This window comes from Brucella grignonensis (genome assembly GCF_002252505.1).
GTDB lineage: Bacteria > Pseudomonadota > Alphaproteobacteria > Rhizobiales > Rhizobiaceae > Brucella > Brucella grignonensis.
On sequence record NZ_NNRL01000158.1, the window covers coordinates 1 to 25,471 of the forward strand.

Sequence of the window (25,471 nt, forward strand, 5' to 3'; positions counted from 1 at the left end):
CAAACATCACTGTCAATCAATCTATGTCAACCCCAAGGACGCATCAGCCTGTCGCTTGCGACGCCGCCGCCCTCGTTGTGGCGCTATATACGTCCCACTAATCAAAACTGTCAACGCTAAAATAACAAAAATATCAAACTTTCTTTCCACAGGGCATATCCAGTCAATTTTACCAAACATTAATCAACCAAGCCAGAGCGATTCGATGCCAGGCAATGAAAAGGGCCGCAAAACGCAGCCCTCTTATGAAGTCGCTATATATTAAGCGCTCGGTGCCGCGGTTAAGCGCACCAGCCCATACGCTCACCGAGACTATCCGCCAGCGCACGCATTCGTTTGCCCATAGCTTCCACCATGTCAGGCCGTGCTTCTGCGGCCATCATAGAAAGAGCGATACCTGCGGCCGGATGGAACGGACGGTCGCAAATGGCGGCACCAATACAGAACATGCCTTCACGCAACTGTCCGTTATCGAGCGAATAGCCCTTCGCTTTCACTTCGGCCATTTCAGCTTCAAGCTTCTTCAACGATTGCACACTGGAGGATGTAATCGGCTGCGGCCACTCAGATGGAAGATGACGCTCCAGTTCCTGCGGAGACATTGCCGCCAGCATTGCCTTGCCAGTCGCCGTAAAAACAGCTGGCACGCGCATACCGATGCGAAATGTAATGCCAAGCGGTGAGGTCGAGTTACGGCAGGACAGATAGATGACTTCTGGGCCCTCAAGATGTGAGAGTGTCAATGTATAAGCGCCCAGCCCTTCGGCGTCCGCGACCGCTTCATGGAAAGCATCGACAATATCACTGTCAGCAAGAAAGACATTCGCCCATCGGACCGATTGCGGTCCCATTGTAAAGCTTCCGTCGTTATTGAGCTTCAACAAATTCAAATGAGTGAGCGTCTGACAAAGGCCATGGACGCTGCTTTTTGGCAATCTGGTCTGACGAACCAGATCCGAAAGTTTGAGCCCATCGCGGCTCTTCGCAATACAGTCGAGAATCTGCGTCGCTCTCACCACGGCTGGAACCAGCTTCAGGGAACTTTCTTCATCACCTACGGGTTTGTCCATATGCCCTCTTTACCCAACCGACAGATCAATTGACTTTGGCTCTGCCTACTGGTTTATTCAGTATATCGTATAGAGTTCAATATATTGAACCGCCCTCTGACGCAACACCGAGATGGAACATCAGATATGATTGCCTTGAAAGATAAATCGCTGCTGAAATCGCAATGCCTTGTGGACGGCCGCTGGATTGATGCCGCCGATGGCAAGACCATTGACGTGACCAACCCGGCAGACGGCTCTGTCATTGGAACCGTTCCTTCTCTCTCCATCGATACTATTAAAGAGGCAATCAACGCTTCGAACAAGGCTCTTCCAGCATGGGCTGCGAAGACCGCCAAAGAACGCGCTGGAATCCTGCGCAAATGGTTCGAGCTGATTGTTGCCAATGCAGATGACATTGCACTGATCATGACATCGGAACAGGGCAAGCCGCTCACAGAGGCCCGCGGCGAAGTTATTTATGCCGCCTCGTTCATCGAATGGTTTGCTGAGGAAGCTAAACGCGTCTATGGCGACACGATCCCTGCAACACAGCCCGGCCAGCGTTTGACCGTCATCCGTCAGCCAGTCGGTGTGACGGCTGCAATCACGCCATGGAACTTCCCAGCGGCAATGATCACCCGTAAAGCGGCGCCCGCACTGGCTGCTGGCTGCACGATGATCGTCCGTCCTGCCGATCTCACCCCACTAACCGCGCTTGCGCTTGGTGTTCTGGCTGAAAAGGCTGGCATTCCTGCAGGCGTTCTGCAGATCGTGACCGGCAAGGCTCGCGAAATTGGCGCAGAACTCACCAGCAATGACATTGTCCGCAAGCTTTCCTTCACCGGTTCGACCGAGGTTGGTCGCCTGCTGATGGCGCAGTGCGCCCCAACCATCAAGCGCATCTCGCTTGAGCTTGGCGGCAATGCACCTTTCATCGTGTTCGATGATGCAGACATCGATGCCGCTGTGGACGGCGCGATGCTCTCCAAATATCGCAATGCCGGTCAGACCTGTGTTTGCGCCAACCGCATCTATGTTCAGCGCGGCGTTTACGACAAGTTCGCTGAAAAGCTGGCAGCGAAAGTGAAAGAACTGAAAGTCGGCAACGGCACCGAGCCGGGTGTCGTCATCGGCCCGATGATCGAAGAAAAAGCCATCACCAAGGTCAAGGCGCATATTGAAGATGCGGTTTCAAAGGGTGCAAAACTCATCTCAGGCGGTAAGGAACTGGGTGGCCTGTTCTTTGAACCGGGCATTCTGACCGGCGTCACTTCGGACATGCTGGTCGCCAAGGAAGAAACCTTCGGCCCGCTCGCACCACTCTTTGCCTTCGACACCGAAGAAGAAGTGATCGCGGCCGCCAACGACACGATCTTTGGTCTGGCTGCTTACTTTTATACGGAGAACTTCAGCCGCGCGATCCGCGTCAGCGAAGGCTTGGAATATGGCATGGTTGGACACAACACCGGCCTGATCTCCAACGAAGTTGCACCATTCGGCGGCGTGAAGCAGTCGGGCCTCGGTCGCGAAGGTTCGAAATATGGTATCGAGGAATATCTCGAAACCAAATACATCTGCAGCGCCTACAAGCGCTGAAATTAACCCGGACGACTTTAAAAAGGTGGTACGCATTGTTCGTGCCACCTTTTTTATTTATAGACGATGCGAACAATCCTTGGGTGTTTGCCCGCAAAAAATCCGGAAAACTTCATGCTGCGCCGACTTTATGACTGGACGATCTCGCTTGCCGCCCGAAAGTCCGCCGAATATTGGCTTGCTTTCATCGCTTTTGTAGAAAGTTCAGTGTTTCTGGTGCCTGCCGATGTGCTCTTTCTACCGATGGCGCTCGCGCGCCCGGAACGGGCTTATCGTTATGCTTTGGTTGCAACCATTTTTTCCGTTCTTGGCGGCATAGCAGGCTGGTATCTCGGCTATCATGCCTATGAACAGATCGCGAAACCTGTACTGGAAATGTATGGCAAGCTGGACACGTTCGAGCAAATGCGCGGCACAACCAGCGCCGACATGATTCTTCTGATGCTCATCACATCAGGTCTTGCCCATTTGCCCCCGATCAAGGTTGTAACGATCCTGTCCGGTGCTGCGGGCATCAACATCTGGCTGTTCATTGCATCGGCAATCGTTGCACGCGGCGCCCGCTTCTTCTTCCTAGCCTGGCTGTTGAAGCGCTACGGTGAACCAATCCGTGGCTTCATTGAAAAGCGCCTTGGCCTGATCGCAAGTCTCGTTGCGGTCGTCTTGATCGCGCTCTTCTTTGCTGTGAAATATCTTCACGCCTGAGCAGTTCGCCCAAACTCGGTCAAAATAAGTTGCTTGGAGACAAGCTAGTTATTTGCTTTAAGAATAAGAAGGCCTTTTCAGGGAATCCCATATGGCGTTTGCACTCACTAATCCGGTTGGCAAAGTACAGGCATGGACCGCAGGCATCATGACGGTCGGCCTTGCCGCAACCGTCGGCACGGCACTGGGTTTCGAGCATCTGGCTGGCTTCATGCCCTGCAAGCTCTGCCTCGAACAACGCACGCCTTATTATATCGGCGTGCCGGTTCTGGCGGCAGCATGGGTATCTTACGGCCTGAAATGGCCCCCGATCCTGACGCGCGGTCTTATCCTGATCGGCGCGTTGCTGATGACCTTTGGCCTTGCGCTTGCCATCTATCACACAGGCGTCGAGCTTAAATACTGGCCGGGCCCTGCCGATTGCAGTGCAGCCACCATGAAGGTTACGCTTGATGCAGGCAATCTGCTCGGCGATCTCAACGCGACCCGCCCACCAGCATGTGACAGCGCGCCGGGCCACTTCCTCGGCCTGTCCTTTGCCGGATGGAACGTCGTCGCAAGCCTGCTCTTTGCAACGATTGGCTACTACGGCGCTTTTGCAAAAGGTGGGAAGTAAGAGCGAATTCTGAGGAGTTAAGGCTCCAATTCGACATCCCAATAAAGGAAGTCGAGCCAGCTGTCGTGGAGATGGTTGGGTGGGAAAAGACGCCCATTATTGTGCAAATCCTGCACCGTGGGCGTAACCGGCTTGTGGCGCGGCCACATATGCGCGACGGCGGGCATCATGCCGCCCTTGCGCAGATTGCAAGGCGAACAGGCGGCGACCACATTTTCCCACGTCGTCTCGCCGCCATGGCAACGCGGGGTGACGTGATCAAAGGTCAGATCATGCGGTGAGCCGCAATACTGACATTCAAAACGATCACGCAGAAACAGATTGAAGCGCGTAAATGCCGGATAGCGCGGCGGCTTCACATAATCCTTAAGACAAATCACACTCGGCAAACGCATGGAAAACGATGGCGAGGATACGACCTGATCGTATTCCGCCACGATATGCACGCGTTCGAGAAAGACTGCCTTGATCGCATCCTGCCAGGACCAGAGCGATAAAGGATAATAGCTGAGCGGCCGATAATCCGCATTGAGAACCAGAGCAGGCAATCCGCTGCTCGAAACGGTTCGGGGAGAGACGGCTACATTCAAGGGCGCACCTCCTTCAGAGCAACTCCGAAAGGAAAAGTGCGAATGGCTTTCCATGCGGAATTGCGCTCTTCATCGAAGCGCCGCGCGTCCATTCTGGGCGCAACCTAAGACGCTCCAACCTTGTAATAGCATTTCCAGCAAAAGTGCGAAGCGGTTTTGCGTAGGATAATGCGTAGAAACAGATGGTTACAGCGGACTCACCGCTGTAAGGCAGCAGTGCGATAGGCAGGGTACCAAGTTTCTGCGAATCGAAATGCCGTCATTCACCTGATGCGAATAATGTAATCCCGACGTGACAGGATTGTGAAGCAGAAACGCATTTATGTCCCCGGAAACACGCAACTTTTACAGAAGTGGTGCAGCTTCGCGTCCCTTGATCGCAGCGTAATACGCCCAGAACAAACGCGCTGCCACGCCGCGCCACGGCGCCCAGTCTTCAGCCAGCAGACGAAGAGCGGCTGCATCGGGCCTCGTTTCATGCGCAAAAGCATGACCGACAGCCGTTTGCAGCGCCACATCGCCCGCCGGAAACACATCAGGATGACCAGCGGAAAACAGCAGATAGACTTCAGCGGTCCACGGACCAATGCCCTTGATAGCGGTCAGCGCCTTGATCGCTTCTTCGGCGGGCAGATCACACAGCCCATGCAGATCAATTGCCCCTTCTGCCAAAGCTTCGCTCAAAGCAAACAGCGTTTTTTGTTTTGGCCGCGAAAGCCCGGCAAAACGCCATGCCTCTTCCCCGCCCGCAATATAAGCCTCCGGTGTCATCGGATCGATCACCTGTCTGAACCGCGTCCATATTGCAGCCGCACTGGCCGTTGAAACCTGTTGCGCAACGATAATCGAGGCAAGACTTTCAAAGCCCGGCTCCGAACGGCGAAGCGGCACGGCATGAGAACGGCTGCGTATATCAACCAGCCGCTCATCAGCAAGCATCAGCGCTTCAAGGCCTGCTTCAATATCGCTCAAACTATCGATCCGCCGCATCGTCTGGCCTTTCATTTCATGCACGCGCAAAGTACCAATGTAATCAGATGACAATCAACTGACATGATAATGACCCAGCCAGTATATCGCTTCGCTCCAAGCCCCAATGGTCAATTGCACCTTGGCCACGCCTATTCAGCACTTCTCAATGCACAAATGGCGCACGCCAACGGTGGGCGCTTTCTACTGCGCATGGAAGACATCGATACCGCCCGCTGCACACCGCAACTCGAACAGGGTATCTATGATGATCTCCACTGGCTCGGGCTTGAATGGGAACAGCCGGTACGCCGCCAGTCAGAGCATTTTGGCGAATATCGCAATGCACTGACCAAGCTTGCCGACAAGGGCCTCGTCTATCCCGCCTTTCTAAGCCGCACCGAGGTGCGCGAGATCATCGGCGAAGCGCATGCCAAAGGCCAAGAATGGCCTGCCGATCCTGACGGCACACCGCTTTATCCGCAGGGCGAACGAAACTTGAGCGAAAAAGAGCAGATGGAAAGCATCGTCTCCGGTGCGCCCTATGCGTGGCGGCTTAATATGGAGAAGGCGCTCGAAATGGCTGGTGAAGCGCTCTTCTGGGACGAAAGCGGCCAAGGTCCAAATGGTGAGACCGGTCGCGTGAACGCCGATCCTGCGCAATGGGGCGACGTGGTGATTGCCCGTAAAGATACCCCCACCAGCTATCATCTTTCTGTCGTGGTGGATGATGCACTGCAAGGCATCACGCATATTGTCCGCGGACGCGATCTGTTTCATGCAACATCCGTGCACCGGCTTTTGCAGAAGCTCCTCGGCTTGCCACGACCACATTATCATCATCACGATTTGGTGCTGGGTGATGATGGTCTGAAACTATCCAAAAGCCGCAAGGATACGGCACTCAGCAGCTTGCGCGAACAGGGCTTTACGCCTGATGATATCCGCGCAAGACTATCCCTGTAAAAGCTATTTTCGCCGCAGCGTCACAGATGATGTGCCCGCACGCTGATTGACGAAAGCGCGATAAAGCGGTTCAAAGACAGCATGATAGCCGGCGTTGAAAAGCGTCAGCGGTATTTTATTTTTAAAGGAGGCGAAGCCATGAAGAATTACGTTGAGATAGAAGGCTTGCGCGTTGCCCCTGAACTGGTGGAATTTCTGGCCAAGGAAGCCGCACCCGGCACTGGCGTTGAACCAGAAGCCTTCTGGAAGGGCTTCGCCGCCATCATCCGCGATCTTGCACCGAAAAACCGCGCCCTCCTCAAAAAGCGCGACGACCTGCAGGCCAAGATCGATGCCTGGTACAAGGATAATCGCGACAAAGGCTATTCGCAGGCTGATTACCAGCAATTCCTGAAAGATATCGGCTATCTCCTGCCCGAAGGCGGAGAATTCAAGGTCTCGACCGCCAATGTCGATCCAGAAATCATGCATATTGCAGGACCACAGCTTGTCGTTCCGGTCATGAATGCCCGCTATGCGCTCAATGCCGCCAATGCACGCTGGGGTTCGCTCTATGACGCGCTTTACGGCACCGATGCTATCTCCGAAGATGATGGCGCGGAAAAAGGCAAAGGCTACAACCCGAAGCGCGGCGAAAAGGTCATCGCATGGGCCAAGAATTTTCTGGACGAAAGCGCACCGCTCAATGCGGGCAAGTGGGCCGATGTTTCCGGCCTTTCCGTCAAGGACGGCAAGCTGGCCATCACACTGAACGACGGCTCTGCCACCGCCTTGAAGGACGGCAGCCAGTTCAAGGGCTATAATGGCGATGCGGCCGCACCTACCAATGTTCTGCTGACCAAGAACAACATGCATGTTGATATCGTGATCAATGCGGACAGCCCGATCGGCAAGACCGACCCGGCGCATATTGCCGACATGGTTCTGGAATCGGCCGTCAGCACGATCCAGGATTGCGAAGATTCAATTGCAGCAGTCGATGCCGAGGACAAAGTTGCAGTTTATCGCAACTGGCTCGGCCTGATGAATGGTAAGCTTGAAGACACGTTCGAGAAGGGCGGCAAGCAGATGACGCGCCGCCTTAATGGCGACCGCAGCTATAAGGCTGCCGATGGCTCTGAACTCAGCCTCAAGGGCCGTTCGCTGATGCTGGTGCGCAATGTCGGCCACCTGATGACCAATCCGGCGATCATTGATGCCGACGGCCACGAAGTGCCGGAAGGCATCATGGATGCCGCCTTCACCAGCCTGATCGCACTGCATGATATTGGCGCGAACGGTCGCCACATGAATTCGCGCGAAGGCTCGGTCTATATCGTCAAGCCAAAGATGCACGGGCCGGAAGAAGTGGCATTTGCCAATGAAATCTTCACCCGCACCGAAGAGCTGCTTGGTATGAAGCCGAACACGCTGAAAATCGGCATCATGGATGAAGAACGCCGCACCACGGTTAACCTCAAGGAAGCGATCCGCGCTGCCAAAGACCGCGTCGTCTTCATCAATACCGGCTTCCTCGACCGCACCGGCGACGAGATCCATACCTCGATGGAAGCAGGCCCGATGATCCGCAAGGGTGACATGAAGCAGGCCGCATGGATCGGCGCTTACGAACAGTGGAATGTGGATATCGGTCTTGAATGCGGCCTTTCCGGCCATGCGCAGATCGGTAAGGGCATGTGGGCTATGCCGGACCTGATGGCTGCGATGCTGGAACAGAAAATCGCCCATCCGAAGGCTGGTGCGAACACCGCCTGGGTGCCATCGCCGACCGCTGCAACCCTGCACGCAACTCATTATCATCAGATTGATGTTGCAAGCGTTCAGGAAAAGCTGAAGAGCCGCCCGCGCGCCAAGCTCGACGATATTCTGTCGGTGCCGGTCGCCCCGCGTCCAAACTGGACGCCGGAAGACATCCAGCACGAAATCGACAACAACGCACAGGGCATCCTCGGCTATGTCGTGCGCTGGGTTGATCAGGGCGTTGGCTGCTCGAAAGTGCCGGACATCAACAATGTCGGCCTGATGGAAGATCGTGCAACGCTGCGTATCTCTGCCCAGCACATCGCCAACTGGCTCTATCATGGCGTGGTTTCGGAAGCGCAGGTAATGGAAACCATGAAACGCATGGCAGCTGTCGTGGACAAACAGAATGAAGGTGATCCGCTTTATCGCCCGATGGCCGCAAACTTCGACAAGTCGATTGCTTTCCAGGCCGCCTGTGATCTGGTCTTCAAGGGCCGCGAACAGCCGAACGGCTATACCGAGCCAGTCCTGCATCGCCGCCGCCTGGAATTAAAGGCAAAGGGTTAATCCGAATTATTCGGACAAAAAGAATGCGGCGGGAGAAATCCCGCCGTTTTCTTTTGCCTTCTATCCGGAATATCCCTTGACTCCATTATAATAGATATTAATTCTAACATAATGGAAAATATAATCGAGCAGCTCGACAGCGCCATTGGCGAAAATCTGCGCCGCCTGCGCCTTGCGCAAGGCATGACGCTGGATGCGCTTGGTGATGCGTCAGGTGTCAGCCGCGCCATGATCTCGCGGATCGAGCGTGGCGAAACCAGCCCGACCGCACAGCTTCTGGCGCGCATTTGTGCAGCACTCGGCACGTCGCTCTCAGCCTTTTTTGCCGATGCGGAAGCCCCTGCCTCTCCCTTGCTCACGCATGATCGCCAGCCAGTCTGGCGTGACCCGGATACGGGCTATATCCGGCGGTCTGTTTCGCCACCGGCAACGGGGTCGAATATCGACATGATCGAAGTCGAATTTCCTGCAGGCGCAAAGGTCACCTTCGCACCACAGGCGGCCAATGCAGGCATCACGCAGCATTTGTGGCTCCTGAATGGACAGATGGAAATCACCGTCGGAGAAACTGCTTATCAGCTCCAGACCGGAGACTGCCTTTACATGCCGCTCGTTGAAGGCATTACCTTTCATAATCCTGGCAACTCGACCGCCCGTTATACAATCGTGCTCGAACGCCGCAGCAGTCTTTGAAAGCAACAAGCATGGTTCGCGTTCTCAATTTCCAAGAAGCCAAAGCCGCGATCCCGGCACTTGCCGAAATCCTGACAGATTGCGTCAAGGGCGGCGCATCGGTTGGCTTCATGGCACCATGTGAATGGCAGGGTTTCATCCCCTACTGGAACCGTATCGCCAACGAAGTCGAAAGCGGCGACACGGCCCTTCTGGTTGCCGAACATGACGGCGAAATCGTCGGTACGGTTCAGCTTGGTCTTGCTCAAATGCCCAATCAGCCGCATCGCGCCGATCTCAAAAAGCTGCTGATCCATCGCAAGGCGCGCGGCCTTGGTCTTGCACGCAAACTGATGGAGGCCTCTGAGAGAGAAGCACGCAACCATCACAAGACACTGATCTGCTTGGACACCGCTACGGGAAGTCCGGCAGAGTCAATCTACACGCATCTTGGCTGGGAACGCGTCGGCGTTATCCCGAATTATGCGCTTTATCCTGACGGAAACCCCTGCGCGACCACATTTTTCTATAAAGGCCTCTGACATGACCCTCACCATCCGCTTTGCCAACGAAGCTGACCTACCCACTCTGCTTGCGATCTATAATGATGCGGTCGAGAACACGCTCGCCATCTGGAATGAAACGCTTGTCGATCTGGAAAACCGTCGTGAATGGCTCAAGGCCCGCAGTCGTGACGGGTTTCCAGTTCTGGTGGCCGAGCGTGAGGGGCAGGTCGTCGGCTATGCGAGCTATGGCCCGTTTCGCCCGTTCGAGGGTTTCCGCCATTCCTCCGAACTTTCGATCTATGTGGCGAGCGACGCACGCGGTGGCGGCATCGGACGCGCTCTCCTGACCGAGCTTGTGGAGGAAGCGCGCGAGCGAAAGGTGCATGTACTGATTGCCGGTATCGAAGCAGGCAATGCCGCTTCCATCGCGCTGCATAAATCGCAGGGCTTTGAGGATTGCGGCACACTGAAACAGGTCGGCCAGAAATTCGGGCGCTGGCTCGATCTTACCTTCATGCAGAAAATTCTCTGATTGAAAAAGGGCCGCTTTCGCGGCCCTTTTTATTAGTTCAGCTGTGGAACAGCAGTCTCGGTCGAAAGCTCCGTCAGACCGATCTCACCTTCAACCTGATCGCTGCGAGCCATCAAATAAAGGCCGAGCACAGATGTCAGAACGGCGATGAACACCAGATACCAGGCATGTGCCATCGGATTGACCACCAGAAGCGACGTCACGATCACCGGCGTCAGACCGCCAAAGACCGCATAGGAAACATTGTAGGAAAACGACAGGCCCGAAAAGCGAACCGGTGCCGGGAATGCGCGCACCATCACATAAGGCACCGCACCAACCATGCCGACCGAAAGCCCCATCACCGCGTAAAGCGCAAACAGAACCGGCAGCGAAACCGCCGCATAGGTGTAGAAGGCGAAGGTCGCGAGACCGAAGAAAATGCCTGCAACAGCGAAGAAGCGCCCGCTGCCAATGCGGTCGACAATGGCACCTGCACTTACAGTTCCGAACATCAGGAACAGTGTGCCGAAGCTAGTGGCAGCCAGTGACTGCAAAGGCGTATAGCCATAGAGCTTCTGCAGGAAGGTTGCCGTCATCAGCGTGGTGACAACAATGCCGGCCGACAAGATCCATGTCAGCAGCATCGAAATGATAACACCATGCATGTGGTTACGCAGCACAGTGCCAAGCGGCAGCTTGTCCTTCAGCAGATGGCTGTTCTTCATCTCGGTGAAGATCGGCGTTTCAGCCAGCCAGCGGCGCAGATAAACGGCAAGCAGGCCGAAGATACCGCCGATGAAAAACGGAATGCGCCATGCATAAGCAGCCAGTTCTTCCGGCGTGAAAATCCAGTTGATAGCTGTCGCAATAAGCGATCCGATCATGATGCCAAGCGTGAGGCCAGAGCATAGAAAACCACAGGCCATGCCAACCCGATTGGCAGGCACATGCTCGGCCACGAATGTCCATGCGCCAGGAACTTCACCGCCAATGGCTGCCCCCTGCAACATACGGAAGACGATCAGCAGGATCGGAGCGCCGACGCCCAGCGTTGCATAGGTCGGCAGGCAGGCCATCGCCAATGTCGAAATCGACATCAGAAACACCGAGAAAGCGAAAACACGCTTGCGGCCAAACTTGTCGCCGAAATGCGCCAGTACAATGCCACCGATGGGCCGCACCAGATAGCCGGCTGCGAAAATACCGAACGTCTGGATCAGCACCAGCCAGTCCGGCATATCGGGCGGAAAAAACAGATGGCCGATGACGCTCGCAAAGAAGACGAAGATGATAAAGTCATAAAACTCCAGCGCGCCACCGAGTGCCGAAAGGCCAAGGGTACGGAAATCCTGCCGATTTAACGGTCGGGGGTCGGTGCTTGCATGGAGATTCGTCGAAGCCATCGATTCGATTCTTTTCTGGTGGTTTAAGTACTTGAGTCCGATCTTTTCGGGTGGGTTTTAATGCGCCAATTGTCTCCGCACTGCAAGACTTGACTTCCATCTGTTGAAGCCTATTTTAGAATCATTCTAAACTTTGGATTCCCATAATGCTCAACCGATTCTTCCGCAACGACCGACGTCCTTTCGATTCACTTTCCGAACAGGAAATTCTGGCACTTGCCATATCCTCTGAAGAAGACGATGCGCGCATCTATCTCGCTTATGCCGACGGCTTGCGTGACGAGTTTCCGCAATCGGCGAAAATCTTCGAACAGATGGCGGCGGAAGAACATGGCCACCGCGATGCGCTGATCGAGCGGCACAAGGCCCGCTTTGGCGACCGGATTCCGCTGATCCGCCGCGAGCATGTCAGCGGCTATTATGATCGCAAGCCAGACTGGCTGGTGCGTCCGCTTGGTATCGACAAGGTGCGCGAAGCTGCATCGGAAATGGAGGAACAAGCTTATCGATTCTATGTTGAGGCCGCCAAGCGCATCAGCGATGCAGACACCCGCAAACTGCTGGGCGACCTTGCCCAACAGGAAAAGCAGCATGAAGCCAAGGCTGAGTCGCTGGAGCACACACTTACACCGAACGATGTGCAGGATGAGGAGCGCGCCGCCGAGCGCAAGCAGTTCATCCTCACCTATGTCCAGCCCGGACTTGCGGGCCTGATGGACGGATCGGTTTCAACGCTCGCCCCGATCTTCGCCGCCGCCTTTGCGACCCAGGATACATGGCAGACCTTTCTGGTCGGCCTGTCCGCCTCGGTCGGCGCCGGTATTTCGATGGGCTTCACGGAAGCCGTGCATGACGATGGCAAGCTTTCAGGCCGAGGCTCCCCGATCAAGCGCGGGATTTCCTGCGGCGTGATGACGACATTGGGTGGCCTCGGTCATACCCTGCCCTATCTCATCAAGGATTTCTGGACGGCAACCAGCATCGCTACAATTCTGGTTTTCTTCGAGCTCTGGGCCATCGCCTTCATCCAGAACCGTTATATGGAAACGCCATTCTTCCGCGCAGCCCTTCAGGTCGTGTTCGGCGGCGCACTCGTTCTGGCAGCAGGCATACTGATCGGTAACGCCTAAACTGTCATTCTATCGTGCGGCAGGGAAACCGGTCCATCGAAGACATCGATTGCGATCCGGCCCTGCCGGGAAACAGTGACAAAGCTGTTTGCCGGCACTGCCATCCAATTTCCTGCTTCGCCGTCAAGTGGTTCAGACACGACACAGATGCCGGATACACTGCCCAGTGTTGCGGTATAAAGCGTAGGTGCAAAAGCATCCGTCGCATAGCGGATCGCGTAAAGCTGATTCCCATCGGAAAACGCCGCGGTCAGCCGCAGAAATGGCGGCACACCGGCACGCACCGCCTCTTCAACAATCGTTGCCACCATCCGCTTCATGGCCAATGCAGGGTCACTATCCAAGCCAAACTCCAGCATCAGCAGGAAGATCAGCTCTGAATCTGTCGCGCCATGCTTCTGGCCATAGACGTCGTCGCTCAAATGGCTTTCCAGCCTGCGACGCAGCCGGTCGAAATTGCCGATCTGGCCGTTATGCATGAAGCTCCAGCGACCGGAAACGAAGGGATGGCAGTTGGAACGGCTGGTTAGTCCACCAGTCGACGCTCGCACATGCGCGAGAAAAAGGCGCGACCGGATCTGTCGCGCCAGACTGCGGAGGTTCTGGTCGGACCATGCGGGCAAGATATCCCGATAAAGACCCGGCTCATCACGATTGCCATACCAGGCGACACCGAATCCGTCGCCATTGGTACGTGTTTTGGCTTCATGCGCATCATGGCTTTGCGCCACGAGTGAATGGCAGGGAGACGATATAATGTCTTCCAGATAGGTTTCAGGTCCGAGATAGGCGGCCCAACGACACATTTTTGATCCGGTGTTTACCGGCCCCGGTTATGCGTCCGCTCGTAAAGCTGGCGAACGATTGTGCTCGCCGTCTTCTCGAACAAAAATGGCAAAATTGCATGGATCAGTGCTGCAAAGGCCGCACAAAAAAGCTTGAACGAAAAACGTCCGGCAAAGGCCATATGCTGAAAATAGGTCTCATCGACAGATTCCGGATGCTCGGTAAAGAGGCGTGTAATACGTGTCGTCATTGGAAATACTCCCGTCAATGAGTAATTTGTTCCCGTTAAGCGGCGCAGACTGCGCCTTTCTGGAAAATCATTTTAGCAAAAGAAGACGAGATGAAATCTCAATTTGTCCTTGATAAATACGGTTTATTGGGACAATTATCCCAACATGAAACCATTTCTCGATGAAATTGATCGGAAAATCCTGGATCACCTGCAAATTGACGGCACTCTTTCCGTTGATTCTCTCTCTGAACGGGTACACTTATCGCGCAATGCCTGCTGGCGACGTGTCAAGCGCATGGAGGATGAAGGGATCATCAAGGCGCGCGTCGCTCTTGTCGATGCCGAGATGGCCGGTTGCGGTCTGTCCGTCTTTATTCTGGTTCGCACATCAAGCCACGATCCTGACTGGTTGACGAAATTTCGCGGTGCCATGGGGCGTTTCCCGGAAATCGTTGGAGTTTATCGCATGACCGGCGATCTGGATTATGTCCTTAAAGCGCGTGTCGCTGACGTCAAAGCCTATGATCGGCTCTATCAGCGCCTTATTGCCAGCGTTCCGCTGTCAGATGTGTCGGCTTCTTTCGTTATGGAAGAGATCAAAGAAACCACCGCCGTACCGTTGGAACGGGATTGAAACGCCTGAAAACAGCAGCTCATCGTGTATAAGCATGATCCAGTGCCGCACTATCATTGCAAAACGTCAAATAGGCGGTACACCTTTGGTGCAATTTAACGTATGAGCGTCGCCAATTTGAATTCCCGTATGAAAGGCTCCCTCATGACCGCAGCATCCTCTTCCACGCCTACGCTCGGCATCATCCGCCTCGAACATGCGGAAGGCCTTGAACTCCCCGCTTACGAAACGTCCGGTTCCGCTGGTATGGATCTTCGTGCCGCTGTCGCCGAAGACCGCCAGATCGTATTGCTGCCGGGGCGGCGTACCCTGGTGCCAACCGGGCTGATCTTCGAAATTCCGGAAGGCTATGAAGTGCAGATCCGGCCTCGTTCGGGCCTCGCATTCAAGAACGGCATCACCTGCCTCAACACGCCCGGCACCATCGATTCAGATTATCGTGGTGAAGTAAAAGTGCTTCTGGTTAATCTCGGTGACGACGATTTTCGCATTGAACGCGGTATGCGCATTGCACAGGCCGTCTTCTCACCTGTCGTTCAGCCAAAAATTGAGGAGCGCTCACAAATCAGCGAAACAGCACGTGGTGCCGGAGGTTTTGGTTCAACCGGAACAGCCTGATCAAGCGATCCAACAATCCTGATAAAAAGCCGGAACCTCGTTCCGGCTTTTTTATTTGCACTCACCAGGGTCCGTTCAGCGCAAGCCCGAAGACTACGACCATTGGGCGCATGACAAATAATTAAGATGAATTCTTGAGTCTGTAGGCATAGATATCCGCTTGGAATATTTCCCGCAAAAGTGCGAAGCGGTTTTGCGTAAGGATAATGCGTAGAGAAAATAAACTGGAATGGTTCCGACGATTCAGTCTCAGATAGAATCGCTCCTAGACAGTTATTTGACATAGAATTCTCAGAGGTTACAGGGTGCTTAAATCCACCGATTCACTTCCGGCAGGTCAAAAAAAGACCGCATCAGCCAAACGCGCACCGCGTGGTCGGAGCCACTTGTGGATCTGGCTGCCAATAGCAGCCGTTGCCCTGGGTGCGGGCTGGTACTTCCTAAGCGGTCGAGAAGCCAGCAGCCAGAAAAGCACCTATCTGGCTGAAACAGTAGAACGCGGAAACATCGAAAACTCGATCACAGCAGTTGGTACGCTGAGCGCGCTGCGCAGCATCAATGTCGGCGCGCAGGTCTCCGGTCAGCTGAAAAGCGTCAAGGTGGAGATCGGCGACGAAGTGAAGCAAGGTGATCTGATTGCTGAAATCGACCCCTCGCCGTTTGAAAAGAAGGTCGAGATTGCGAGCGCACAGCTTGATAACCTTAAAGCCCAGCTCCTAAGCAAACAGGCGCAGCTGACATTGAAGAAGTCCAATGCGGCCCGCCAGCGCTCGCTGCTTGCCACCCGCAACGCATCGCAATCGACCATTGATCAGGCTGATGCCGATCTTGCAGTGGCGGAAGCCGATGTGAAAGCTCTGAGTGCGCAAATCCGCCAGCAGGAAGCACAGCTTGCCAGTGACAAGGTAGATCTCGGTTACACCAAGATTTACAGCCCCATGGTCGGCACAGTCGTTGACCAGAGCGCCAAGGAAGGCGAAACGCTGAACGCGGTGCAAAGTGCACCTACGGTGGTCACGGTTGCGGATCTCAAGGTGATGACGGTCGAGGCACAAGTCTCTGAAGCCGATATCAGCAAGCTGAAACCCAATATGCCGGTTTATTTTACGTTGCTGGGCCAGCCTGACAAGCGCTTTACCGGCACGTTGCGTCAGATCAAGCCAACGCCGCAGACCGACAACAATGTTGTTCTCTATTATGCGCTGTTCGACGTCCCCAATCCAACGGGCGAACTCATGATCAATATGAGCGCACAGGTCTATTTCGTTCTCGATCACGCCGACAATGTGCTGATTGTTCCGACCGCAGCGCTTAATTCCAAGCGTGAGGGCTCGGGCAAACCACAGACCACTGTTCAGGTTGTCGATAAAAGTGGCTCCACTGAAGAGCGCACCGTAGAAGTCGGTGTTCGCAACCGCGTACAGGCCGAGATCAAGAGTGGGCTTGAAGAAGGCGACAAGGTTGTTGTTACCTCTGCATCGGCGACGGCAGGCTCGACCCAGCGCAATCGCAGGCCCGGCGGCATGTTCTTCTGATGGGATCAGCTATGAACGAAGCCATGCACGACACTCCCCTCATCAGATTGCAGAATATCCGCAAGACGTATCACAATGGCGATCTCGCGGTTGAGGTTCTGCACGGCATCACGCTTGATATACGCGCCGGTGAGTTTGTCGCTATCAAGGGTGCGTCCGGATCGGGCAAATCGACGCTCATGAATATTCTGGGCTGTCTCGACAGTCCCAGCGGCGGCGAATATCTGCTGGACGGCGAAGATGTATCAACTCTAGATGCAGACGAGCTGGCCGCGTTGCGCCGTCGTACTTTCGGCTTCGTCTTCCAGAGCTACAATCTGATTGCAACATCGACCGCGCAGGAGAATGTCGAGGTTCCGGCGATCTATGCTGGCATGCCCGCCGCTGAACGCCACGAGCGTGCGGCCGAACTTCTCAGTTCGCTGAAGCTTGGCGACCGTTTGGACCATCGCCCCAACCAGCTTTCCGGTGGCCAACAGCAGCGTGTCTCCATTGCCCGTGCCCTGATGAATGGTGGACGCATCATTCTTGCGGACGAGCCGACTGGTGCGCTCGACAGCCAGAGCGGTGAAGATGTCATGGCGCTGCTGCGCTCCATGCATGAACAGGGCCACACGATCATCGTCATCACCCACGCCCGCGAAGTTGCTGAACGGGCAGACCGACTGATCGAAATCCGTGATGGACAGATCCTGTCCGACACGACCAAGCGCGAAATGCCAGAAGGCGATGCGCCCAAAACGCTGCAAAGAATAACTGAAAGCGGCAGCGCGCAGATCGCCGATATTTCTGAAGCGGTCAAAATGGCGATGCGCGCCCTGCGTGCCAATATTTTCCGCACGATCCTGACCTTGCTCGGTATCATCATCGGCGTGAGTTCCGTCGTCACCATGCTTGCAATTGGTACGGGCGCGCAAAACTCTATCCTCGATCGCATCAATGCGATGGGCACCGATCTGGTACTCATCCGGCCATCCATGCCCGGCTTTCGGGGCTCTGGCTCCGTCGCGACACTTGTCCCGGCAGATGCCGATGCTATCCTGCAATTGCCAAATGTAAAAACGGCAGTGCCAGAAGTTACAGGCAGTGTCACTTTGCGACGCGGTAATGTTGACTATCAATCACAAGCCAATGGCACAGTCGCAGCCTTCTCTGAGGCAAAATCCTGGAAAGTCGCGACCGGCGACTTCATCACCGAGCATGACATGGAAACCTATGCACCGGTCGCGGTGCTTGGTTCGACTGTCGTCAAAACCTTATTCTCTGATGGCTCGAATCCGATCGGGCAATATATTCTGATCCAGAAAATACCCTTTCAGGTGATCGGCACACTGGAATCGAAAGGCGCAGGCTTTGGAGGCTCTGATCAGGACGATGTGGTGATCGTCCCGCTTTCGACCGGAAATCTCCGGCTGTTTGGCCAGAAATATGTCCGCACAATTACCGTCCAGGTGAAAGATGCGGATCTGATCGACACAACACAGGATCAAATCCAGGAGCTCCTCGACCGGCGCCACAAGCAGCGCGATACCATGATCACCAACATGTCGTCGATTCGTGATGATGCAGCAGCCATGGGATCGACCATGACCCTGTTTCTGGGGTCGGTGGCAGCAATATCGCTGCTGGTCGGCGGGATTGGGGTGATGAATATCATGCTTGTGAGCGTGACAGAGCGCACGCGAGAGATCGGCGTCCGCATGGCAACAGGCGCGCGCCGCCGCGACATTCTTCTTCAGTTCATCACCGAAGCACTGACCGTCTCGGCGATTGGTGGTGCTGTCGGGGTGATTCTGGGCGTCAGCACGGCTGCAATCATATCTTGGGCAGGTGCGCCTGTCGGGTTCAGTGCAGGTCCCGTACTTCTTGCCTTTGCCTGTGCATTTGCAACAGGGCTGGTATTTGGCTTTCTTCCAGCACGCAAAGCTTCCCGGCTCCTTCCAGCAGTGGCACTGTCATCTGAATAAATTACCGAACCACAGAGCAAAAATTTAAAAAGCCGGTCTGAAAACAGACCGGCTTTTTGAGAGATGATGCTGGCTTACTTGAAGAGTAGTGGCAAGGTAATCGGCATCCGGGCTTTGGCCATTGCTGCCGGCGGCGCAGGAACGGGAGAAGCCCGCCGCGCTGCTTCCAACGCCAGCTGATCCACTGTCGGATCTCCCGACGAACCGGCAAGACGTGCGGAAAGCACATTGCCGGATGGATCGATGACGAACGTCACCTGGACAAGCCCTCTGGAGTTCCTGCTCGCTTTGCGCTGCAGGAAGCGAACATTACGTGCCATATGGGCTCGCAATTTGGACGTCCATTTGGCCGAACTAACGCCTGCAGAAGCATTATTTTCACCACGGCGATTGGCTGCTGCCTTCGCACCATTATCGGCATCCATACGTGGCGCACTTGCCTGACGGGTTTCCTTGGCAGGCTCCGCCTTCTTGGGCTTAGGTTTTTCAACCTTCTGCACCGGCTTCGGCTTCTCAGGCTTGGGCTTTTCAACCTTCTTTTCTGGCTTTGGCTCAGGCTTTTCTACCGGCAGCGGCACAGCCACTTCCGGCTTCGGAGCTTCAACCACATCCGGAATCACTTCTTCCGGCTCCTTGATTTCTTCGGGCACGGGTTCCGGCTCAGGCTCCGGTTCCTTGATTTCTTCCGGTACGGGTTCTGGTTCAACCTGTTCTTCAGGCTCTGCAGCTGTTTCCTGCTGTGGAGCCTCAGAAGCCACCTCTTCCATCGGAGCTTCAGGTTCTGGCGCAAGTTCGATCACCATGGCCGCGACCTGCGCGCCATCCGGCTGATCTTCCTCTTTCGTCAAATGCACGGCATAGGCGCCAGCGGCATGAACGCTAAGAACGATAATACCCGCACCGAGCCAACGCCCTGCATCATGCCAGAAGGAATGATGATGGCTGTCGGTCGACGCCACATTCTTTATAGGGGGATGTTCGGGCGGGAGTCGATCCATCATTGCGCTCCCTGGATGGCCGGAGCTGGAGCTGACGCAGGTGCAGAACCATCGGGCGTGGCAGCTCCCAGTGTTTCAAGGCCGACAAGCGCGATTTTGAGATAACCCGCTTCACGCAGCAGGTTCATCACGCGCATCAGCTCACCATAACCAACATTCTTGTCGGCACGCAGGAAGACGCGGGCTTCCTTGTTTTTTTCCGACACGATGTCGAGCTTGGGTCCGAGACCTTCACGGACCACCGTGTCATTGCCAACACTGACGGTCAGGTCTTCCTTGAGCGTCACATAAATCGGCTTGTCCGGGCGTGGCGCAGGTGTTGCGCTTGATGCCGGAAGATCGACATTGATGTCGACCGTTGCCAAAGGTGCTGCAACCATGAAGATGATCAGGAGAACCAGCATGACATCGATGAACGGCGTCACGTTGATCTCGTGGTTCAACTCAAGATCGTCGCCACCGCCTTCGCGAATTTTTCCAGCCATCTTGCTTACTCCGCAGCGTGCAGCTTGCCTTCCGGCACACCTGCAGTCTTGAAGTCGAGATCGCGGCTCACAAGGCGCTCAACACCGGCAGACGCATCCGCCAGAAGCTGACGATAGCCTGTGATCGCACGAGCAAACACGTTGTAGATCACAACAGCAGGGATAGCAGCCACAAGGCCGATAGCCGTTGCAAGCAACGCTTCCGCAATACCGGGAGCGACGACGGCGAGGTTAGTCGTCTGTGCCTGGCTGATACCGATGAACGAGTTCATGATGCCCCAGACAGTACCGAACAAACCGACGAAAGGTGCAACCGACCCGATGGTTGCCAGAATGCCTGTGCCTTTGGAAAGACGACGACCAGCCTTTGCTTCTATACGCGACAGGCGCGAAGAGACGCGTTCTTTAAGACCTTCACCGCCTGCACGCGCCAATGCCGGACCGGAGAGACGAACTTCATCTTCGGCAGCACGCACCAGAATTGCGGCAGGGCCTTTCGCACCATCCAGAGACCGGACAGCCTCAGAAAGCGTCGCCGAATGGCCGATCACCTTCATGGCCCGCTTGGCGCGGCTGCGCGCACCAGCAAGCTCAAGGGATTTTGCAACCCAAACCGTCCAGGTCGCAAGCGATGCCAGAGCAAGACCTATCATGACCGACTTAACCACCCAATCAGCGGCCATGAACATGCCCCAAGGCGAAAGATCATGTGGCAAGACGAATGCAGGCGCAGCTTCCGCAGGTGTTACTGGCTGCGCCGCTTCGGGCGTTACCTGTTGAGCTGCGGCAGGTTCGTTTGATGGGGTCGAGGAAGGTGCAGCAGCTGGCTGTTGAGCAGTCGGCGCAGCTGGTGCCAGAACAGTTGGCGCGGCATTGTTTGGTGTCGGCGTCGTCGGTGTAGGATTTGTAACAGCCGAATTATTGACAGCTGGCTCGGACGCGCTTTGCGCAAGTGCAGAACCCGCAAATGCCAGCAGCCCCACGCCCATCGCCGCAGCCGTGAAGCCTTTTCGCCAGAAACCAGTCATCTTGTTCGCCTTTTGATTATTCAGGTCCGAGTGCTCATGACAGATCGTTCATGCAGACCGTCGCGCCGCTTATCGGGATTTTTCTTAACTCCCATTAACATGATGATGCAAGTCATGTTTTTAATTTTGTTATATTTCCCCACGTTAGAGGGTCCAAAAATGATCGGAACCACAGAAGAAATACCTGTTGCATAAAAACTCCAAATCAGACGTGATACAAACAAGATGGACAAACCCGGCACGCCTTATGGTTTGCACGGGTCTGCGGGAGGACATGCCAATGATGTTCAAGGACATTCAGACCCTCGAAAATGCAGCGCGCACGGCCATGGCAGGCAATGATGACCCATTGCCTGTGCAGCAGCGGCTGTTGAAGCCATCTCATTACGGTCTGGCTTTCATCACCTTGCTCGGTGCTGCCTACCTCCTGCTTGCTTAAGGTCGGCGCGGACATTCTGGGATATTTACCATGACGAGCAGTAGGTCTTGCATTGAGTTGCTGACCTGCGGCTTACATGCAACCATTGGGCCTGAATAACGTTATCCCGGTTGAGCAACATATGCTGCAAACCAGAGATCGAACAGGAGGCCTGATATGGCGCGCGGAACAACAAATACGCGGAAGATCGACGAAAAACTCGAAGAAGCGCTGACGGATTCGACAACCGAAAACCTTCAGGCGCAGGTCGAGCAACTCAAGGAAGATATTGCAGCCATTGCTGCCACCTTGGCCAATCTCGGTTCACAAACCGTCCGCGATGCGAAGCGCACTGCCAAGGAAACCTACAAAAGCGCATATGTGCAGAGCGAAGACGTGGTAGGTGACCTCAAAAACAAGGCGCAGGACGTCGAAGCTCAATTGACAGAGACGATACGCGCCCGACCGATTGCATCGCTCGCTACCGCTCTGGGCGTTGGTTATCTGCTCGCCCTCCTTTCGCGTCGCTGATCCGCGCCATGCTGAAACATTTGGCGCCAGTCGTGACATCCCTTGTCGGTGAAGAACTCGAGCTCCTCACCGGACGAGCCAAGCGTGCCGCCATTTTGGGAGCGGTGATCGCCGTCTTCGGCCTTATCGCTGTTGTGTTTCTCTGCGTCGCAGCTTTTCTGGCTCTTGCGGAAAATTACGGCGGGCCGATTGCGGCGCTTATTCTTGCAGGCCTGTCATTGATCCTCGCTATGCTCATTCTTGCAGTTCTGAAAATTCAGGCTGCGTCAGAAGAGAAGAAACGCAAGCAGCGCATTGAAGCAGACAAATCAGCTCTAATGGCAACCGCTGCAATGGCCACGGTCCCATCCATTTTGAAACGTCCGATACTGGCAGTAGCATTGCCACTCGCAGGCATTGCCCTCATCAGCCTGCTTTCTGACAAGAAGAAACGCCACTCACAAAAGAACAACTCGCGTGATTAGGCCGTGGTGATGATTTAACTTATCAGCGGCGCGAGCGGGATTTTGACGCTGGCGAGGAGAAGTGAGCGATGAGGAGTTATTCCTCCTTGAGCGAACTTCGACAAAGCCAGAGGGGAAATCCGCCGCGTCCCTTGGGGGGCATGGTGAAAACAAGTTAATTAGAGCGGTTCCAACGATTGAATCATAACTGAAACCGCTCCGGTCATCGGGAGCTGTCTTTTATCCGGCTAGTTCGGTTTCCTGATCTTCTTTTGCTTTGGCAAGTGAGGAAAGCCGAACAATGACACGTGTGCCGGAGCCGCTTTCCGAGATTTCATAGACAGGCTTTTCGCCGAACTGCATGCAAAGCTGCTCAACGACCAGCGTTCCGAGCCCGCTCCGCTCTTTGGCGTTCTCCGCGTCGTCTCTCTGCCAGCCAACGCCATTGTCTTCAACAATCAGCGCCGGTATTCCTGTCTTATCGTCATATTTGAAGCTCACTGCAATCTGTCCCTCATCCCGGCCCTTGAAGGCATGCTTGACGGCATTGGTAATGAGTTCGCCTAAAATGATACCGACGGTGGTGACATCCCGTGCTTTAAGGTCGATCGGTGCGAAATCAGTCTGAAAGCTGATCTTGCGGTCTACACCGATAGCGTTGCGAATATCCGCAATGACCGTTTCAAGGAATTCGTCGATACGTGTCGATTCCATATCTTCTCCAAGCCGAAGCCTGCGGTGGGCAGTGGAAACCGTCTGCACACGATCACGGGCCGCAGAAAGGGCGGCACGCGCTTCCTCACTACGTGTCTGCCGCAATTGCAATCCAAGCAACGACGAAACAGTCGCCAGGGAATTTCCAATACGATGGTTGGAGTCCTGCAAAAGCACTTCGACACGCCGCCGTTCTCTTTCGGCAATGGCTCGTTCTTTCTCCAGCTCGGCTGTCCGCTCGCGCACACGCTGTTCAAGAAGTTCTTTTTCCGATAGCAAGACCGACTGACCTTCAAAAAGAACACGCGCCGCCCGCTGGGCCCGGGAAAAAAGTAAAAAACTCAGCATAACGGCAGAGGCAAGTGCGACAATCGAAGTTGCAGTCAGCCAGTAACGCATCTGGTCAATATGAGCATTGCGCTCGGCCAACTCCTGTTCTTCAATGGCGATAAACTGCGATACGGTTTCGGAAAGTTGGTCCATGAGAACCCTGCCCTCATCACCGCGCACTTTTTCAATCGCATCCTGAACCTTACCTGCCTTGGCGAGATTGACTGTGGTTCGCACATCATCATGTGCACGCTCGACCAGCGCCTTGATCTTTTTAACGCGCGCATCCTGTTGCGGATTACCCTCCGTCAACAAAGCAAGATCAGAGAGCGTCTGATCGATATTGACGATAGAGCGTTGGTAAAGCTCGAGATAGGCATCATCCAGTGTCAGAAGATAGCCGCGGCGACTCATCTCAATATTATAGGCGATGCGCGTGACCCGGCCTACTTGCTCACGCAGTTCAAAATTCTTCGAAATATCAACGACCTGATTGTTAACGCCGTAGGAAAGGAACAGGGTTATCAACGCCGAGAGCAGGACCAGGCTAAGCGACACGATGAATGCTATCGGCCGAAAGGAAGGCTTTAAAAGACGATTTGAAAAGGCTGATGCCAAAGGTCAATCCATGATAAAACTATTACGCTTAAGCCTCGCATGCCAAGGCGCCGAAAACGGTTGGCGCCGCAACATTTTGAAGCCGCAAACCGGCGCTGACAAACATTGCGGATCACCGACGCTGGTCTCGCAAGCAAATATTAGTAGAGAGAAATCTTCAAGTAGCTAATGCTTAAAAAGGCCTCGACGCATTTCCAGCAAAAGTGTCAAACAGTTATGCGTCGGAACACTCTAAGCAAAGTTTCTCAAAGTCACGCGGGAGGAATTGGCATCAGGTCCGTAGTCTGCATCGCCTTCGATCTGCAATATCTCCTGCAGACGTGCGCGGGCCCGGCTGACGCGGCTTTTGATCGTGCCAACTGCACATCCACAGATTTCGGCAGCTTCTTCGTAGGCAAAGCCAGACGCACCAATCAGAATGATTGCTTCACGCTGATCATCGGGTAACTGCTCGAGAGCTGCCTTGAAATCCTGCAAATCCAGCGTGCCATATTGTGAGGGATGCACCGCGAGCTGCTCACTAAACACACCATCGGTGTCCTGCACTTCACGACCACGTTTGCGCATCTGGGTGTAAAATTCATTACGAAGGATCGTAAATAGCCAGGCCTTCATGTTGGTTCCCAACTCAAAGGATTCCTGCTTGGCCCACGCCTTCATTATTGTATCCTGAACGAGATCGTCAGCGCGGTCATGCTGACCGATCAACGAAATTGCAAACGCACGCAGACTCGGCAACGATGCCAGGAGTTCACGCTTGAATTGCGCCATCTCCTCAGCCGACGGAACCAGTGCTCTGCTCACGCGTACTCTCCTGTTCAGCCCGATCAAGTTTTTCCAAAAGATCGAGAAAACGATCTGGAATTGTTTCGTCCTGTATCGAGGTATAAAGCGCCTTGAGTTTTAAGCCGACTTCACAGTTCGGCCCCAAAATGTCCTTCCGGACGCGCCCGTTGAGCCGTATCCGAGCCCCGTTCGCTTGAAGGTTTTTCTTGTTCGTCATCTCTTGTACATTCTAGGCATTAAGCCCTGTTTCAATAATACCAAGCCCCAGCATTCGCAGGTTAAATGCGCCCACTCGCAAAAAGTTCCCCGAATTGTTACT

Annotated in this window: 30 protein-coding genes; 18 read left to right on the forward strand and 12 right to left on the reverse strand. The window is 54.7% G+C overall.

Translation table 11 applies throughout. The annotated features are described in order from the left end of the window. The coding region (locus tag CEV33_RS24240; protein ID WP_208620182.1) for a hypothetical protein at positions 1 to 265 on the forward strand (265 nt) is incomplete at its 5' end. A gap of 16 nt (positions 266 to 281) precedes the next feature. Here CEV33_RS24240 and CEV33_RS09625 read toward each other — a convergent pair. Continuing rightward, a complete protein-coding gene (locus tag CEV33_RS09625; RefSeq protein ID WP_094540294.1) occupies positions 282 to 1,070 on the reverse strand; it encodes an IclR family transcriptional regulator in 789 nt (262 codons plus the stop codon). Between the two features lie 126 nt (positions 1,071 to 1,196). Between CEV33_RS09625 and CEV33_RS09630 the strand changes: the two genes are divergently transcribed. The 3 genes from CEV33_RS09630 (at position 1,197) to CEV33_RS09640 (ending at position 3,969) form a co-directional block, all read left to right on the forward strand. Then, entirely contained in the window at positions 1,197 to 2,648 is a 1,452-nt protein-coding gene (locus CEV33_RS09630; protein ID WP_094540295.1) for an NAD-dependent succinate-semialdehyde dehydrogenase, read from the forward strand. A gap of 114 nt (positions 2,649 to 2,762) precedes the next feature. Continuing rightward, positions 2,763 to 3,353 (forward strand): YqaA family protein, encoded by a 591-nt coding sequence (locus tag CEV33_RS09635; RefSeq protein WP_094540296.1) that lies wholly within the window; start codon positions 2,763 to 2,765, stop codon positions 3,351 to 3,353. Between the two features lie 91 nt (positions 3,354 to 3,444). Continuing rightward, complete coding sequence (locus tag CEV33_RS09640; protein WP_094540297.1) at positions 3,445 to 3,969, forward strand: disulfide bond formation protein B; 525 nt, start codon at positions 3,445 to 3,447, stop codon at positions 3,967 to 3,969. 17 nt (positions 3,970 to 3,986) lie between these two features. On the opposite strand, the gene CEV33_RS09645 is transcribed toward CEV33_RS09640, so the two are convergent. Then, positions 3,987 to 4,559 carry an HNH endonuclease gene (locus CEV33_RS09645; protein ID WP_094540298.1) on the reverse strand — a complete coding sequence of 191 codons (573 nt, stop codon included), beginning with the start codon at positions 4,557 to 4,559 and terminating at the stop codon, positions 3,987 to 3,989. A gap of 345 nt (positions 4,560 to 4,904) precedes the next feature. After that, positions 4,905 to 5,549 carry a DNA-3-methyladenine glycosylase family protein gene (locus CEV33_RS09650; RefSeq protein WP_094540299.1) on the reverse strand — a complete coding sequence of 215 codons (645 nt, stop codon included), beginning with the start codon at positions 5,547 to 5,549 and terminating at the stop codon, positions 4,905 to 4,907. Positions 5,550 to 5,618: 69 nt separating this feature from the next. Here CEV33_RS09650 and gluQRS point away from each other — a divergent pair, with 69 nt between their 5' ends. The 5 genes from gluQRS (at position 5,619) to CEV33_RS09675 (ending at position 10,514) form a co-directional block, all read left to right on the forward strand. Next, positions 5,619 to 6,494 (forward strand): tRNA glutamyl-Q(34) synthetase GluQRS, encoded by an 876-nt coding sequence (gene gluQRS, locus CEV33_RS09655; RefSeq protein ID WP_094540477.1) that lies wholly within the window; start codon positions 5,619 to 5,621, stop codon positions 6,492 to 6,494. Between the two features lie 138 nt (positions 6,495 to 6,632). Beyond that, positions 6,633 to 8,804 carry a malate synthase G gene (locus CEV33_RS09660; protein ID WP_094540478.1) on the forward strand — a complete coding sequence of 724 codons (2,172 nt, stop codon included), beginning with the start codon at positions 6,633 to 6,635 and terminating at the stop codon, positions 8,802 to 8,804. Between the two features lie 111 nt (positions 8,805 to 8,915). Further along, the gene (locus CEV33_RS09665) at positions 8,916 to 9,497 is read left to right on the forward strand and encodes a helix-turn-helix domain-containing protein (protein ID WP_374817687.1); all 582 of its coding nucleotides are present in this window, start codon (positions 8,916 to 8,918) and stop codon (positions 9,495 to 9,497) included. 11 nt (positions 9,498 to 9,508) lie between these two features. Then, complete coding sequence (locus tag CEV33_RS09670; RefSeq protein ID WP_094540300.1) at positions 9,509 to 10,018, forward strand: GNAT family N-acetyltransferase; 510 nt, start codon at positions 9,509 to 9,511, stop codon at positions 10,016 to 10,018. 1 nt (position 10,019) lies between these two features. Further along, positions 10,020 to 10,514 (forward strand): GNAT family N-acetyltransferase, encoded by a 495-nt coding sequence (locus tag CEV33_RS09675; RefSeq protein ID WP_094540301.1) that lies wholly within the window; start codon positions 10,020 to 10,022, stop codon positions 10,512 to 10,514. A gap of 32 nt (positions 10,515 to 10,546) precedes the next feature. On the opposite strand, the gene CEV33_RS09680 is transcribed toward CEV33_RS09675, so the two are convergent. Next, positions 10,547 to 11,899 carry an MFS transporter gene (locus tag CEV33_RS09680; RefSeq protein ID WP_094540302.1) on the reverse strand — a complete coding sequence of 451 codons (1,353 nt, stop codon included), beginning with the start codon at positions 11,897 to 11,899 and terminating at the stop codon, positions 10,547 to 10,549. Between the two features lie 146 nt (positions 11,900 to 12,045). On the opposite strand from CEV33_RS09680, the gene mbfA reads away from it, so the two are divergent. After that, positions 12,046 to 13,029 (forward strand): iron exporter MbfA, encoded by a 984-nt coding sequence (mbfA, locus tag CEV33_RS09685; RefSeq protein ID WP_094540303.1) that lies wholly within the window; start codon positions 12,046 to 12,048, stop codon positions 13,027 to 13,029. On the opposite strand, the gene CEV33_RS09690 is transcribed toward mbfA, so the two are convergent. Beyond that, a complete protein-coding gene (locus tag CEV33_RS09690; protein ID WP_094540304.1) occupies positions 13,026 to 13,835 on the reverse strand; it encodes a class II glutamine amidotransferase in 810 nt (269 codons plus the stop codon). The two genes, mbfA and CEV33_RS09690, sit on opposite strands and share 4 nt — an antisense overlap. Before the next feature lie 14 nt (positions 13,836 to 13,849). Further along, complete coding sequence (locus CEV33_RS09695; RefSeq protein ID WP_064321024.1) at positions 13,850 to 14,065, reverse strand: DUF6356 family protein; 216 nt, start codon at positions 14,063 to 14,065, stop codon at positions 13,850 to 13,852. Between the two features lie 145 nt (positions 14,066 to 14,210). Between CEV33_RS09695 and CEV33_RS09700 the strand changes: the two genes are divergently transcribed. The 4 genes from CEV33_RS09700 to CEV33_RS09715 all read left to right on the forward strand — a co-directional run bounded on the left by CEV33_RS09700 (position 14,211) and on the right by CEV33_RS09715 (position 18,801). Further along, the gene (locus tag CEV33_RS09700) at positions 14,211 to 14,681 is read left to right on the forward strand and encodes an Lrp/AsnC family transcriptional regulator (protein ID WP_094540305.1); all 471 of its coding nucleotides are present in this window, start codon (positions 14,211 to 14,213) and stop codon (positions 14,679 to 14,681) included. 144 nt (positions 14,682 to 14,825) lie between these two features. Beyond that, positions 14,826 to 15,299 carry a dUTP diphosphatase gene (gene dut / locus CEV33_RS09705; protein WP_094540480.1) on the forward strand — a complete coding sequence of 158 codons (474 nt, stop codon included), beginning with the start codon at positions 14,826 to 14,828 and terminating at the stop codon, positions 15,297 to 15,299. A 305-nt stretch (positions 15,300 to 15,604) separates the two neighbouring features. Then, complete coding sequence (locus CEV33_RS09710) at positions 15,605 to 16,834, forward strand: efflux RND transporter periplasmic adaptor subunit (RefSeq protein WP_094540306.1); 1,230 nt, start codon at positions 15,605 to 15,607, stop codon at positions 16,832 to 16,834. Positions 16,835 to 16,857: 23 nt separating this feature from the next. Next, on the forward strand, positions 16,858 to 18,801 hold the full coding sequence (locus CEV33_RS09715) for a MacB family efflux pump subunit (protein WP_094540481.1): 1,944 nt from the start codon (positions 16,858 to 16,860) through the stop codon (positions 18,799 to 18,801). Positions 18,802 to 18,875: 74 nt separating this feature from the next. Here CEV33_RS09715 and CEV33_RS09720 read toward each other — a convergent pair whose 3' ends face one another. The 3 genes from CEV33_RS09720 to exbB are packed head-to-tail and all read right to left on the reverse strand — an operon-like array spanning position 18,876 to position 21,312. Next, positions 18,876 to 19,799, reverse strand: coding sequence for an energy transducer TonB family protein (locus CEV33_RS09720; protein ID WP_094540307.1), 924 nt, complete (start codon positions 19,797 to 19,799; stop codon positions 18,876 to 18,878). Next, positions 19,799 to 20,284 carry a TonB system transport protein ExbD gene (gene exbD, locus CEV33_RS09725; protein ID WP_094540308.1) on the reverse strand — a complete coding sequence of 162 codons (486 nt, stop codon included), beginning with the start codon at positions 20,282 to 20,284 and terminating at the stop codon, positions 19,799 to 19,801. The genes CEV33_RS09720 and exbD overlap by 1 nt, the downstream gene beginning before the upstream one ends. A 5-nt stretch (positions 20,285 to 20,289) precedes the next feature. Continuing rightward, complete coding sequence (gene exbB / locus CEV33_RS09730; protein WP_094540309.1) at positions 20,290 to 21,312, reverse strand: tonB-system energizer ExbB; 1,023 nt, start codon at positions 21,310 to 21,312, stop codon at positions 20,290 to 20,292. Between the two features lie 280 nt (positions 21,313 to 21,592). Between exbB and CEV33_RS23985 the strand changes: the two genes are divergently transcribed. The 3 genes from CEV33_RS23985 to CEV33_RS09740 all read left to right on the forward strand — a co-directional run bounded on the left by CEV33_RS23985 (position 21,593) and on the right by CEV33_RS09740 (position 22,725). Beyond that, on the forward strand, positions 21,593 to 21,751 hold the full coding sequence (locus CEV33_RS23985) for a hypothetical protein (protein ID WP_164844641.1): 159 nt from the start codon (positions 21,593 to 21,595) through the stop codon (positions 21,749 to 21,751). Positions 21,752 to 21,907: 156 nt separating this feature from the next. Next, positions 21,908 to 22,261 (forward strand): DUF883 family protein, encoded by a 354-nt coding sequence (locus CEV33_RS09735; protein WP_094540310.1) that lies wholly within the window; start codon positions 21,908 to 21,910, stop codon positions 22,259 to 22,261. 8 nt (positions 22,262 to 22,269) lie between these two features. Next, positions 22,270 to 22,725, forward strand: a complete 456-nt coding sequence (locus CEV33_RS09740; RefSeq protein WP_094540311.1) for a phage holin family protein — start codon at positions 22,270 to 22,272, stop codon at positions 22,723 to 22,725. A 219-nt stretch (positions 22,726 to 22,944) separates the two neighbouring features. On the opposite strand, the gene CEV33_RS09745 is transcribed toward CEV33_RS09740, so the two are convergent. Then, complete coding sequence (locus CEV33_RS09745) at positions 22,945 to 24,366, reverse strand: sensor histidine kinase (protein WP_094540312.1); 1,422 nt, start codon at positions 24,364 to 24,366, stop codon at positions 22,945 to 22,947. On the opposite strand from CEV33_RS09745, the gene CEV33_RS23990 reads away from it, so the two are divergent. Beyond that, a complete protein-coding gene (locus CEV33_RS23990; RefSeq protein ID WP_167388142.1) occupies positions 24,308 to 24,535 on the forward strand; it encodes a hypothetical protein in 228 nt (75 codons plus the stop codon). The two genes, CEV33_RS09745 and CEV33_RS23990, sit on opposite strands and share 59 nt — an antisense overlap. A 62-nt stretch (positions 24,536 to 24,597) precedes the next feature. Here CEV33_RS23990 and CEV33_RS09750 read toward each other — a convergent pair whose 3' ends face one another. Beyond that, entirely contained in the window at positions 24,598 to 25,137 is a 540-nt protein-coding gene (locus tag CEV33_RS09750; RefSeq protein ID WP_094540313.1) for an RNA polymerase sigma factor, read from the reverse strand. Between the two features lie 4 nt (positions 25,138 to 25,141). Next, complete coding sequence (locus tag CEV33_RS09755; RefSeq protein ID WP_094540314.1) at positions 25,142 to 25,369, reverse strand: NepR family anti-sigma factor; 228 nt, start codon at positions 25,367 to 25,369, stop codon at positions 25,142 to 25,144. Positions 25,370 to 25,471: the final 102 nt, after the last annotated feature.